The sequence below is a fragment of the Syntrophorhabdaceae bacterium genome, assembly GCA_036504895.1.
GTDB lineage: Bacteria > Desulfobacterota > Syntrophorhabdia > Syntrophorhabdales > Syntrophorhabdaceae > PNOM01.
Window position 1 is genome coordinate 148,517 of sequence record DASXUJ010000088.1, and the last position, 11,844, is coordinate 160,360.

Sequence of the window (11,844 nt, forward strand, 5' to 3'; positions counted from 1 at the left end):
CCTCAAAGCAGTTAAAGGGGCTCACGTCACCCCCCCGCTTCAGGCGCCTTCTGTTGGTCGCCCGGCAAAAGCCGGGTGAGGCTCCCCCTCTCGCTCGCGGTGCGAGCTGAATAAGAACCTGTCATTGCTTCACCTCGAAGCTGGCATTCGGTATCTCGCCGAACATCTCCGGGGTGTATAATGCTTCCATTCTTGTTGCCGGTACCAGGAAGGTGCCCTGGTTGTTGAGGCGCATGGTGTATTCCACGTACCATTTTCCTTTCGGCATATACTGGTAATAGGCCTTGAATGCCTCGAAGGAGCGCTCTTCGTGGATCGGCCGGGTTGTGCCCTTTAGGGTCTCCCCTGAGGTGAGTATGGCCGAATCCCTTCCCAGGCCGCTGCCCAGGATGGTAGCACTCGCGGGGATGGGGTCCATGAGGGCGACCCATGTCATATCGGATTGGGCCTCCCCTTCGAGACGCACCCGCACCACGTCGCCCACGCTCCATTTGCCTTCCACCTTCCTGCTTACAGGAATCAGGCTCTTTTTGATCGTGTAGCCGCTTGAAAAGGGCTTCTTCCGCGGGACCGCCGCGAGGCTTTCTACGGTCGCCCATGGACTTCCGCTCCCGCTATGGGAGAGGGTGAGGCTTGCTTGCCCCCTTGGCCAGCCGAATAGAAGAGCGCCGCCAGACTTGTGGCCGGCCCAATCGAGCTCCTTCTTCTCTTTCCCCAGCCCGGCAACCGTGACGCCCGTGACGGAGGCCGCCTCGAAGGCCTTGCCGAATTTCTTGAGGGCGATCCTTCCCCACGCGTTTGCCACGGTCGTATCCCACCTGCCGGAACGCTGGCGTCCGAGGGCGCCCCGCATGATGCCGGGCATATCCTGCTTCCACGCGGCGTTGGTGAGGAAGGTGAGGACGGTCCGCACGCTGTTTACGTCCGCCGAGGTCATGAGCCACCAGAGGTTGTCCCCTTTTTCCGTGGAATAGCCCATGGTCGTCCCCTGGAAGTTGAGGCGGGACCTTATGATCTGCTCCGCAGCGCGAAGTTTCTTATCTTTTTCGGGTATGGCCTTCACACGTGTCAATATATTTATCCAGTCCAGCACCGCCGAAGTGGGCCACAGATTGGGGTCCAGGGGGATGGAATCGAGAAGTTTCGGCTCTACGGCCCCTCTTCTCGACAAGGCCTCGACCGCCGCGATCTTCCGTATGGCGAGGTCGGCCGTGGGTATGGGCTGGGCCCTCATGAGCTTCCCCCCGACGAATGCCTTCAAGCCCTCCTCCATGCGGGATCGGGTTGCTTCCGGTATCTCCCGGTCCGCCTCGTGGGCTATGGCCAGGATATAGCTCGTGAGCACGTCGCTTCCCACATCCTGAGAGGGAAAGTATTTCAGGAGCCCGTCATGATCGAGATAGGTCGGCATAGCCGCCGTCGTCCTTGCCCACATGGCCTGGTCTTCAAGCGCTATGGCCCTCGACGCCTGCTGCTCGAGACAGGTGAAGGCATACCTCCCCATGTACTCCGTGATGCCGTTTACATTATCCGAGAGCCTGGGCTTCAAGGCCACCCTTACCCCGCCTCTGCCGGGGATGGCGTCTTTCGGCGCCTCGACATTGAGGGTGCGCGGTCCGGTGAGCTGCATGAGGGTCGCCTGGCCCACCCTGACCGGCTCGGGGGTCAGGACTTTCTGGGTTACCTTGAGCGAGTCGCCTTCCAACCCGTCCCCGGCGCGGGCAGTCACGTCCCACGCGAGGGAAGGAGCCCCCACGGGCACGACCACGTCCCAGCCGATCTCTTTGGCTTCCCCTGCCCCCAAATGCTCTCGAAGAGGGGACATGGCGGTCCTCTCTTTCCCGGAGGTGAAGCCGGCGGCAACGTCAAGCTCGAGGGTCGCCTGGGTCGTGTTCCTCATGAGGAAACCCGCCCTGAAACGATCACCCTCGCGCACCATGGTCGGGAGACCGGAGGAGAGGATCAGATCCTGGCTCGTCTGTATTCGTCCCCTTCCCGTGCCGAAAAGGTCTTTTCCCCCGGTTGCCACCGCGACCAGGGCGAAGCTCGTGAGGGAATCGTTGAGGGGCACCGTCACCGACGCCTCTCCCTTTTCGTCCAGGGCAACCGCCGCCTTCCATAGGAGGAGGGTGTCGAAAAGCTCCCTCGTCGGTTTCTTTCCGCCTCCGCCTCCCCTGGGGAGCGCCTTCTGTCCGTAATGGCGCTTGCCCACCACCTGCATCTGGGCCGTGGACGTGGCAACCTCGTACCCCCGTTTCCGCATCATTTTTTCGAGGAGGTTCCAGCTCAGGTTCGGCATCAGCTCGAGGAGGCCCTCGTCGACCGCCGCGAAGGCCACTTCCGCCCCTTTGGGAAGCTCCTTGCCCTTAGGCCCCGTCACCTTTATCCGCACCTCGGCCTTTTCCCTCACCTTGTAGACCGCCTTTCCCGGCGTGACCGAGACTTTCAGCTCGTGGGCGGCCCAGCCTACCGACAGGGCGGCAATGCCAAGCTTGTAGGCAGGCCTGCCGAGGTCCACCATGGCCGTCGGCTTTGCGTCTCCAATCCTCCCCCTGACGCAAAGGGCGGATACGAATATATTGGGCGCATAGGAGCCCTTGACCGGCACCTTGATCGTCGGATTTTTCCCCGAAATGCGGGTGACGAAGGACTCCATCACCCCTTCGCGCTCCACCGTGACGAGCACGGTCGCTTCCCTCATGGGCATTCTCACCTGGAAGGAAGCGGTCTCACCCGGCTCGTACCGCTTCTTCTCCGGGATGAGATCGATGCGGTCGCTCCCGCCCTGGTCGAACCACCACTCGTCCTTGCCCGGCACGAATACGGAATCATGGGTAAAAGACCTATTTCCGTGCCCGTCGGCCCCCGAAGCCCTGACGATGACCTGGCCGGAGACGGGGGATTTTACCTCGCACCGCACCATACCGTTCTTATCGGTCGTCCCTTCGCAGGCAGGGCCTATCTTCTTCACTTCCTTCACATTCTGATAGGAGTAAAATCCCCCCACCAGGCGGGTCCTGTGGGAATAATAGGAGCTGCTCAAAAGGTCCGCCTTCATATGCGTTCCGGCCAGCGGCTTTCCCTTAAGGTCCAGGGAGAGGAGTTTTATCCTGATCATGCCCTGTGTCTCCCCTGCCTCGGCCTCCACGCCTGCGAGCACCGCAGCCGGAAAGAGCGGGGTCCGCCGCGATACGGTCTGGACCTCGCCGTTCGGGTCCCTGAACTCCAGCTCGGTAATCAGGTCCTGGGGGGCGGACGATAAGGGAAGGCCCGCGACCCTTGTCCTCGCCATGCCGCCCGCGCCGAGCTTGAGCTCCAGAGAGGGGAGCTCTTTCCCGCGGGAGCCGGCCTCCGCTTCTTCCCCTTCCCCTTCATCGAATCCGCGTGTACGTTTTTCCACTCCCTCCAACACGTCCCCCGCGGCGATAGTGAAGCCCTCGTAGTCTTCGAATGTGACGCTCCCGGGCTCGACTTTCGAGCGGAGCTTTACGGCGAGGTCCGTGGCGCCGCCCCCGGAGAGGTGCTCCACGAAGAGATCCACTCCCATACTTTGCCGGTTTACGAGGGGGAGATCAAGGGGATTGAGGCTCGCCTTCATGAGGGGCACCCGGAACTCTGCGACCTGGAATCCACCGGAGGGGACATTTATTCCCCAGTCCCCTATATCCTCCTTGGCTTCTCCCAGCAACGTGACGCTATAGTTTCCGAGGCGCGCATTTTTGGGGATGGTCCAGGTGGTGAGGGCTACCCCCTTCGACACGTCCCAGCGCAGCGGAAATTCGTATTTCTCTTCCTGAAGGGCGTGCTCGATGCGGACCAGATCGGGAAGAGGCGCGCTGGGAAAACTGAGGCCCGACATGACGGCCTTCCGGAGGATATGTTTCATATGGATCGTCTCTCCCGCGCGAAGGAGTGTCCTGTCGAAGACTGTGTGGGCGATGATTTTATCGTTACTTTCGTGAGAGTAGAGTTTGAACCGGTACGGCTCTATGCCCTGGTCCCAGCCGGAATGGACGAAGGTCATGTCATCGGCGGTCCTCGCGAAGGCAAAGAGGCCGGAGCTCATGGGCATAAGGGCCCGCATCTGCTGCCCGTCGTAATAGGCGTCCTCGTCCTGCTCCATCGCGCACTGGGCAAGCTTTTCAGCGGGAGGCAGGGCCTTGCCCACATAGGCGATGCCGCGGCTATCGGTCTTTCCCTGCCAGAGCGCCTTTCCGTTGCAATCCCTGATGGACACGGCCGCGCCAGCAACGGGCTCCGCCTTGTCGAGGCTGGTCACCCAGACGAGGGAAGAATCCCTCCCCCACTTGAAGTGGGCGGAAAGGTTGGTCACTAGGGCCGCGGTGGGCACGAAAAAAGGCTTCTTCGGCCCTATGAGGGCAGCGCCCAGGATCTCGCTCTTAAGCTCCACCACGTAGAACCCCGTCTTACCGAGAGGTATGCCGATTACCTCCATATCCTTATCTTTCGCGGGCTTCGGCACGGAGAATCCTTTCGCGCCTGCGTCACCCGTGAGGAGTGACCTCGAACGGCCCACGGTGCCCACCTTCTTGAGCCACGATATGATCTGCCCGTCGGTCGAGGCTTCATGCATCCTGCCGGTGATCTGCTCCTTCAGGGCGTTCCCTTTTTGACCCGTCACCCCGGGTCTGGCCGCCTCCTCTCCCATGCCGTGCATCTTACCCTGCACCATGGCCCCGATGCTCCGTACGGTGACGGGAAGCACAGGGTCCGCCCGCTCGATAATGCCGAAGCGGGAGGAGAATTTTGCAAGGGGCGGGTAAATGCCGGTTTTCACCGTGAGGGGGAATATGCCCCTGTTCGAGAGGGTCCTTCCCGAATCATCCTTGAGATCGCGGGGCAGACTGAGCGTAAGCGCGGCCTTTTCGGGAAAAGGGCCTTTAAAGGTTACCCTGTTCACGTAACGGTCGTCGCCTTCATCTTCGATTTGAGACGGGTACCCCTTCTCCTTGCCTTTGAGGGTAATCCTCCTGGCAAGGTTTTTTGAGATCGATTCGGAAAAGGAGAGAGAGAAAGGCAGGAGCCCAATGCAGTCGGACTCCGGCCTCTCCCTGCTGCAGCCGAAGGTCGCCTCGAAAGGGGGCCTGACCTGAAAGGTAAAGACCTGGTCGGCTGTGGTCGCCACCCCGCTCGGGCTCGCGATGCCTTTACCCCACTTAACCTGGACCGTTGCGCCGCTCGGGAAGGGCCTCTTGCATTGGAGCGCGTACATATCTTCCGGCAAGGTCTTGCCCCGGGTCCACGCCCGGTCCAGCTCCCTGAGCCCCTCCATCACCTTCTCGCGCTCGGCGCCCTTCACCACCCGGACACCCACGCGCTCCTTCGTCTCCTCAATAAAGCAGGAGGAGTTCCGGAGGATCGACTCCTCCGTTGCCGGGCCGTCGAGCCTGAAAACGAAGATCTGGTCCTCCGCCATCGAGGAGCCGCCTTTCGCAGGATGGCTGTCCTTTATGTTGGGCCCACCCGTGGAAAAGGCAAAGGAGCTTTTCCCCGTGACCTTCGCGCCCGCGAGGGTCGTAAGGCCGGGTTTTAACGTGAACGTGCAGCGAAGCCCGGATTTCAGGTCCTCGTCGAAATCGTAGACCCAGACCTTCGGGTCCGCCCACCGCCCCGATCCTTTCGCGGGACAGTCTATGGCAAAGGGGTCCCCCAATTCAGGGGAGCCAAAGGAGACCATCTGGTCCGAAAAGCGCGCCGTGACCTGCCGCACGTCCTTCACCGTCCCGGAAGGCGTAAACCGCTCGACCGACGGCTCGGCCGCAAAGGCAAACCCGGCAAAGCAAAGCAGGATCCCCCACATCCACAGCGCACGCGCATTTCTCTTCATATATCCCCCGTAAATTTTACCATTCAGTTGGTTTGGCGATAGGAATGCTATTCCAAAATAATAGATTAAAAAGGGTGTTTTGAAAAGAAAATTTGAGGGGGGTTGGAGAAAGGAGCAGGGGTTTTATGGTACAATGCCATGAAATCCGGGATCGTGTAAACCAGTACCCAAAAGGCAGTGTAAGACCGATTAAAACATTACCACTCCATTCTATTCAAATCCGGGATCTTGTCATCGATCCTCCCCTTTTTTTGGCTCCTATGGCGGGGCTTACCCATAGTGCGCTCCGGCAGATTATCTTTGGATTCGGAGGGGTGGGGCTCCTGTCGACCGAGATGCTCCGGGCCCGGAGCCTGCCTTCCGAGAATCCCGGAATCTCTCCTTATCTCATCAGGACCGCTTCCGAAAGACCGCTCTCTTACCAGCTCCTCGTGCCTGTGGTAAGCGACACGGGTCCCGCCATCGATGCCCTCCACAAATTCGGCGCCGATGCGATCGATCTCAACATGGGCTGCCCCCAGCGGTCGGTCACCAACCGGGGTGGTGGGTTTGCCCTGATGGAGCAGCCGGAAAATGGCCGCCGTATCGTGAGGGAGGCGAGGAAACATACCCGTGGGCCCCTCACCGCCAAGATCCGGCTCGGTGTCGAACTCGACGAGCGGCCGCTCAAGGATTTCTGCACCATGCTTCAAGATGAGGGTATCGATATGCTTACGGTCCATGCCCGGCTGAAGCGGGAATCCTTCGCCAGACCGCCCCGGTGGGAGTGGATCGCCAGGATTAAAGAATGGCTCCGGATACCGGTAGTTGCCAACGGCGGGATATTGACCGTACAGGACGCCCGCGATTGTCTTGCCGCCTCAGGGGCCGACGGGCTCATGCTCGGCCGCGGAGCAGTGACCCGTCCCTGGCTCTTCGCTGACATCGCCCGGGAGGTCTACGGCTGCGCCGTTGCAGAACCGGCAGTCTCCCCTCATATGGTCTACGGCGCCTTCATAGATCACTTAAACGAGCTCTTTCGGCCCGAGCGCCGGCTTGGAAGGCTGAAGGAATTTACCCACTATTTTGCGGGGAACTTCAAATTCGGACTCGTACTCATCTCCGGGGTCCAAAGCAGCAGAGATATGGAAGAAGCGAGTGAAAGGGCAGGTATTTTCTTCAAAACCTACGAAAACGATGCTTAAATGGCAGACGCAGAGCCGGTCCGGCCGGCCGTTCGGATGCCTACATCACCGGCAATATTCATTCCCTGTTCTTTTTATGAGTTAATCGATCTTGACATATCGCGTTAAACATTATTTATATTAATACCCATCTTTGATTCGCATAATATTAGCCGATAATACAATTGAGCATTAATTTTGGCCGAGCCACGCACAACGAAGATATTGGTTTCATGCTCCATTCAACTGATCCGGCGGGTTGTGTGCATCGTCCCCCTCTGTCTCTCCCTCTTCTTCATAATAAGCGGCGAAAATGTGCGCGCCGCAGTAGCCGATGGCGCCGATACCCGAACCTCCATTACCGACCTTACCATCGAGCAGCTTATGGAGATCGAGGTGGATTCGGTATACGGCGCGTCGAGATTCGAGCAGAAGGTCACCCAGGCCCCTGCCTCCGTGAGTATCGTCACCAGGACTGATATTCAAAGATATGGTTACCGGACCCTTGCCGAGATATTACGGTCCGTTCCGGGGTTTTACACCACCTACGACCGCGCCTACGAGTATGCGGGGGTGCGGGGGTTCTCGCGGCCCGGCGACTACAGCACGAGACTGCTCCTCCTGGTGGACGGCCACAGGATCAACGACAACATCTACGACCAGGCGCCCATAGGGACGGATTTCATACTCGATGTCGACCTCATCGACCGGGTTGAATTCATCAGGGGCCCGGGTGCCTCCCTTTATGGAAACAACGCCTTCTTCGGGGTGATCAACGTGACCACCAGGCAGGCCCGCAGCTATAACGGCGTGGAGGTATCGGGATCGGCAGGCAGCTTCGATACCTACAAGGAAAGGGTCACCTACGGCAAAGAATATGGGAACGGATTTGAGATGGTCTTGTCCGGCTCCAACTCGAACAGTAAGGGACAGAGCCTCTACTTCAAGGAGTATACCGCTCCCGCCACCAATCTCGGCCGGGCGGATTCCTCCGACTACGAGAAGTATAACGATATCTTCGCAAACTTCAAATATGCCGACTTTACCCTCCAGGGCGCCTATGGCTCCCGTGAGAAGGGGGTACCCACCGGATCCTTCGGCACGATCTTTAATGACGACAAGACAAAGAATACCGACGAGCGCGGCTATGTGGATCTTAAGTACAACAAGGAATTAAGCGAAAATACCCGTGTCCGGGCAAGGACATTTTATGACTATTACTCGTACCAGGGCAACTACGCGTTCAATTATCCTCCGGCTACTATAAACAAGGACGTCTCGACGGGCAAATGGTGGGGCGGCGAGGTGGAAGTGACGCGGAAGTTTTTCGAGAAACATAAGGTGGTCGCGGGAGTGGAGTATCAGGACTATTTCATGCAGAAGCAGCGCAATTACGATATCGGCCCCTATTCGCAATATTTGAATGATTCCACCAGCTCTTACAACTGGGGCGCTTATTTCCAGGACCAATTCACCATACTCGACAACCTGATTCTCAACGCAGGGGTAAGGTACGATTACTACAAGACCTTCGGCGGCAGCACAAGTCCCAGGCTCGGCCTTATCTATAATCCTTTCAAAGATACCACGGTCAAGCTCCTTTACGGCGAAGCGTTCAGGTCGCCCAATGCATATGAGCTCTACTATAACGACGGGAATTCGACCCAAAAAGCGAATCCTAATCTCAATCCGGAAAAAATTAAGACCTATGAGATCGTGCTGGAACAGTACGTGAAGAACTACCGTTTTTCCGCATCGGGATATTACTACAAAACCAAAGACCTTATCACCCAGGAGACGGACCCGACGGACGGCCTTCTCGTATTCCGGAACGTCGGCGAGACTGAATCGAAAGGCGGCCAGATAGAGGCCGAAGGGAAATGGGCAAACGGCATTGCCGCCCGGGCGAGCTACTCGATCCAGGAAAGCACGGACAAGGATACGGGTGCGATACTTACCAATTCGCCGAAGCATCTCGGGAAACTGAATATCTTTGTGCCTCTTATCGGGCAGAAACTCTCCGCGGGCCTGGAGGTCCAATACACGAGCTCGCGACGGACCTACAAGAATCAGACTACCGGAGGTTTCGGCGTCGCAAACCTGACCCTTCTCAGCCGGGAGCTGATAAAGGACCTGGAGATCTCCGGGAGCATTTACAACCTCTTCGACAGGGATTACGGCGACCCGGCATCGAATGAGCACCGGCAGAATATCATAGGTCAGGATGGGAGAACTTTCAGATTAAAGTTCACCTACAGGTTCTAACGGTGATGGAATGAAAGACCCGCCACGAAGAATCCGGTCGATCATCTTTTCGTTGCTCTGCCTTTCTCTGCTCCTCGCCGGCTCCCCCGGCTACGGAAGGGAACAACAATTTACGGAATACGAGGTAAAGGCCGCCTTTGTATTCAACATGGCAAAATTTGTGGAATGGCCCGAGAAAGGAGCAGCCGATGCCCGGGAGGGCATCGATCTTTGCCTCCTGGGCATCGATCAATTCAGCGGTGTCTTCGACCAGATCAATGGGAAATTCGTGAAGGGAAGAAGGTTGTCCGTGCGGCAGATCTCTTCAATAAAAAATTCAAAAGGCTGCAATATTGTATTCATAAGCGGTTCTGAAAAAGAAAGAGTGCCCGACATTGTGGACAGCCTGAAAGGCACGGGCGTTCTCACCATGGGAGATACGAGCGGCTATGGACAACGGGGCGTGATGATAAATTTTTATATGGACGGAAAAAAAGTGCGTTTTGAAGCCAATCCCGATTCCGCCAAACGCTCGGGCCTCACCATCAGCGCCCAGCTTTTGAAATTGGCCAGGATCGTACGGAGCGATTAGGTATGGGTATGACAGGATTGCGATTCCTCAGGGATGCTTCCATAAGGACAAAGCTGGTTCTCATCTGCATAGGGACTACTGCCTGCGCCCTTTTTTTTGCGAGCTTTATCTTTATCGCCGCGGAGCTTGTCTCCTTTCGATATTCAATGGTAAACAGGCTCATCGCCCTTGCGGATACGGTCGGATCGAATGTGAAAGCGGCACTCGCCTTTTCCGACAAAGGAGATGCCGAGGAGGTCCTCAAAACCCTGGGGTCCGAGTCCAGTATCATAATTGCGGCAGTCTATGACAAAGACGGCAGAGTCTTTGCACTCTACCGGAGGAACGGCACCACCCCGGTCCCTCCCGCGCCGATACCGCTGAAAAATCTCGATCGTGTAGGTTTCCATTATATCGACCTTTATCGCCAGGTTATGCTGGACCGGGAGATTATCGGCACCGTCTATTTGCGGTCGGATACAAAAGATTTCTATGCCCGGGTGGTCCGTTACGCCTATACCCTTTTGGCTGTGATCATCGTCTGCCTCATTATGAGTTATTTTCTCTTCACCCGGCTTCAGACGTCGGTGACCGGACCGATCTTCGAGCTTTCACGGTTAATGAAGACTATTTCCATAAAGAAAGATTATTCCCTCAGGGCGCCCGTGAGCGCGAAGGACGAAATAGGGTCCCTGGCTGAAGGCTTTAACCGGATGGTCGCAAATATAGAGGCCAGGGATGCAGAACTCGAACAGTACCGTAAAAACCTCGAGGACCTCGTGGGGAAACGCACTGCTCAGTTGACGGATGCCAATAACAGGCTCCATCAGGAGCTCCTCGATCGCCTGAAAGCCGAAAAGGCCCTTGTCGAATCGGAACATCAATACCGCACCATCTTCGAGACATCGGGTACCGCCAATATCATGGTCGAGAAAGACGGCATTATCCTCATGACCAATTCCACTTTTGAACATCTTTCGGGATATTCGAGGGGAGAGCTCGAGGGCAGGATGACGTGGATGGATTTCTTCAGGGGAGAAGAACTCGAGAAGATGAAAAGTAAAAGCGTCCACGCCCGGAAAAGGGAACACTCGGAATTCATGCCGAAAGGCTACGAGGCCCACCTGATCGACCGGGAGGGGCTGGTGCACGATGTCTATGTGAGCGCCGCACTCATCCCCGGTTCCACTAAGGCGGTAGGCTCTTTTCTCGACCTTACGGATCAGAAGAAATTGGAGGCCCAGCTTCTTCAATCACAAAAGATAGAGGCTTTGGGGCAGCTTGCGGGAGGTGTGGCCCATGACTTCAACAATCTCCTCACTACGATCATAGGATATGCGAGTTTGCTCCGCATGGATATGACGGCCCATGATCCTCATAGATCATATGTCGAATCGATCCTCAGCTCCTCGGAGCGGGCAACCCACCTCACCCAGGGCCTTCTGGCCTTCAGCCGAAAGCAGGTCATCGCGCCTAAGAACGTGGACCTCAACGAGGCAATCAAGAAAGTGGAGCAGCTTCTGGTAAGGCTCATGGGCGAGGATATCGAGCTCATCACCGCCTGCGACGGCAACCCCATGATGGTATTTGCCGATCAGGGCCAGATGGAACAGGTACTCATCAACCTCGCCACCAATGCGCGGGACGCCATGACCGACGGGGGCTCATTTTCCATCACCACGAGCTGCGTGAGGGCCGATGAGTTCGGAGAGGAAGGAGCACATGAACGGAACCGGAAGTATGCCCTTGTCACAGTATCGGATACGGGGGGAGGAATCGGTAAAAAGGCCATCGAACACATTTTCGAGCCTTTTTACACCACGAAAGAAGTCGGCAAAGGCACCGGTCTCGGCCTTTCCATAGTCTACGGCATCATAAAGCAGCATAATGGAAATATAAAAGTCTTTAGCGAACCCGGGTCGGGCACGACTTTCAAGATCTATCTCCCTCTCGTGAAGTCCGGGATGGAAGACGATGAGGCAGGCGAAAGGAGAGTGCCGTCAGGAGGAAGAGAGACC

General features: G+C 57.2%; 5 protein-coding genes. 4 read left to right on the forward strand and 1 reads right to left on the reverse strand.

Annotated elements, in window-relative coordinates; all coding sequences use genetic code 11:
* Positions 1-121: 121 nt before the first annotated feature.
* Positions 122-5,848, reverse strand: a complete 5,727-nt coding sequence (locus VGJ94_13035; protein HEY3277538.1) for an MG2 domain-containing protein — start codon at positions 5,846-5,848, stop codon at positions 122-124.
* Positions 5,849-5,973: 125 nt separating this feature from the next.
* Between VGJ94_13035 and VGJ94_13040 the strand changes: the two genes are divergently transcribed.
* From VGJ94_13040 to VGJ94_13055, 4 genes are all read left to right on the forward strand, one after another.
* Positions 5,974-7,032, forward strand: coding sequence for a tRNA-dihydrouridine synthase family protein (locus tag VGJ94_13040; protein HEY3277539.1), 1,059 nt, complete (start codon positions 5,974-5,976; stop codon positions 7,030-7,032).
* Positions 7,033-7,209: 177 nt separating this feature from the next.
* Positions 7,210-9,276 carry a TonB-dependent receptor gene (locus VGJ94_13045; GenBank protein ID HEY3277540.1) on the forward strand — a complete coding sequence of 689 codons (2,067 nt, stop codon included), beginning with the start codon at positions 7,210-7,212 and terminating at the stop codon, positions 9,274-9,276.
* A gap of 10 nt (positions 9,277-9,286) precedes the next feature.
* Entirely contained in the window at positions 9,287-9,847 is a 561-nt protein-coding gene (locus VGJ94_13050; protein HEY3277541.1) for a YfiR family protein, read from the forward strand.
* Positions 9,848-9,849: 2 nt separating this feature from the next.
* Positions 9,850-11,844 (forward strand): ATP-binding protein (locus VGJ94_13055; GenBank protein HEY3277542.1); only part of this gene is annotated, 1,995 nt, incomplete at its 3' end.

Bases quoted from the DNA above. Each gene is read 5' to 3' on its own strand.
- VGJ94_13035 (HEY3277538.1), bottom strand. From the start codon at position 5,848: ATGAAGAGAAATGCGCGTGCGCTGTGGATGTGGGGGATCCTGCTTTGC.
- VGJ94_13050 (HEY3277541.1), top strand. From the start codon at position 9,287: ATGAAAGACCCGCCACGAAGAATCCGGTCGATCATCTTTTCGTTGCTC.
- VGJ94_13040 (HEY3277539.1), top strand. From the start codon at position 5,974: ATGGTACAATGCCATGAAATCCGGGATCGTGTAAACCAGTACCCAAAA.